This window comes from Saccharomonospora halophila 8 (assembly GCF_000383775.1).
GTDB classification, from domain to species: domain Bacteria; phylum Actinomycetota; class Actinomycetes; order Mycobacteriales; family Pseudonocardiaceae; genus Saccharomonospora; species Saccharomonospora halophila.
On sequence record NZ_KB912530.1, the window covers coordinates 13,441 to 14,922 of the forward strand.

The following is a 1,482-nucleotide window of genomic DNA, read 5'->3' on the forward strand; positions in this document are numbered from 1 at the left end:
GGTCGCGCCCGCCGGAGAGCACCCCGCCCGCACCCCGGGTGTCCGCGCCACCCGCGGTCCGGTCCTCCTCGGACACCGTGCGCCAGAACTCGTCCTGCGGGCTCGGCTCGCCGTTGCCGCGGCGCATGCGGGAGAACAGGCCCCCGGTGGGCGTCGGCACCGCCGACGACGCCATGCCCACCGACATCTCGACCATCTGCCACAACCGGCGGCCCGGGCGGCCCACCATGAACAGCAGCACGGTGACCAGCCCGGCCACCACCATCTGGGTCAGCATCGACAACGTGCCGCCCGCCGAGAAGATGGCGCGCAGCAGCAGGGCCTGCACCCCGGCCAGCACGGACAGCACCAGCAGGTTGAACGCGACCGTGCCGACGACCTTGCCGACCCGGCGCAGGACGTCGTGGTGCACGATCGCGATCAGTCCGACCAGGGGTGCGGTGAGGGTGAACAGCCGCACGAGAATCTGCGCCAGCAGCACCGCCGCCTTCGCGAACAACTGGAACAGCGCGTAACACAGGCTCTGCAGGAAGGCCAGGAACCCGACGCCGGTGCGGCTGCCGTCCTCGCCGGTGAAGTACCCCGTGGCCGGGCCGAGTTCCCCCGCGATGCGGACGTAGGCCCGCTTCTTCTCCTCGATGACGGCCTCGTCGGCGTCCGCGCCGGAGCGCATCTCCTGCCAGGTGAACGCCTGGGCGTCCAGCAGCTCCCGGCCGTACTCCTCGGCCTGCGGCGCGTCCGGCGCCCCGAACTCGCCGCGCGCCCAGTTGTTGTAGATCACCTCGGTGTGCAGGTCGGTGGGCAGGACGTCACGCACGATCCGGTCTTGCGTCTCGTCGACGAAACCCGCCTGGATGTTCGTGGTGGTCTGCACGATGGCGTTGTCGATATCGTCGTAGTAGCGCAGCAGCGCCATCGACGACGCCGCCAGCCACACGCCGCCGAGCGCGAACAGCGACCGTTTGCCCACCGTGGACAGATCCCCGCGCCAGATGTTGCGGAACAGCAGGACGGCGAGGACCAGGGCGGCCAGCCCGAACAACTGGGTGTAGATGTTGTCGTAGACCGTCTCGGCGCCCTGCCGCACGGCGTTGTAGATCGGGGTGAGCAGCCCGCCTTCCAGCACGGTGTAGTGCAGCGAGTTGGTCGCACCCACGATGTTCTTGCCGATGTTGAACAGCTGGTTGCCCGCCCAGGTGTCGATCGTGGACTCCGGGTCGGACACCCCCGGGCCGAAGGAGACCGCACCGTCGTCGCACTCGTAGACGTGCCAGACCATGCCCGCGTAGCCGTAGTCGAGGTAGGCACTCCCGTCCGCGCCGTTGCCGGTCGGCGGGTCGATCGCACCCACCATGCCCGAACCGGGCCGCTCCGGGTTCGGTGCGCACTCCCCAGGGGTCTGGGCCGCGGCGGGGGCGGTGAGCACGAGTTGGGTGCCCAGCAGCGCCACCGCCGCGAGCAGGGCGGGCAGTCGGCGCTGCG

At 70.4% G+C, this 1,482-nt stretch carries 1 protein-coding gene; it reads right to left on the reverse strand.

Annotated elements, in window-relative coordinates; translation table 11 throughout:
* Positions 1 to 1,482 (reverse strand): hypothetical protein (locus tag SACHA_RS21260; RefSeq protein ID WP_019809199.1); only part of this gene is annotated, 1,482 nt, incomplete at both ends.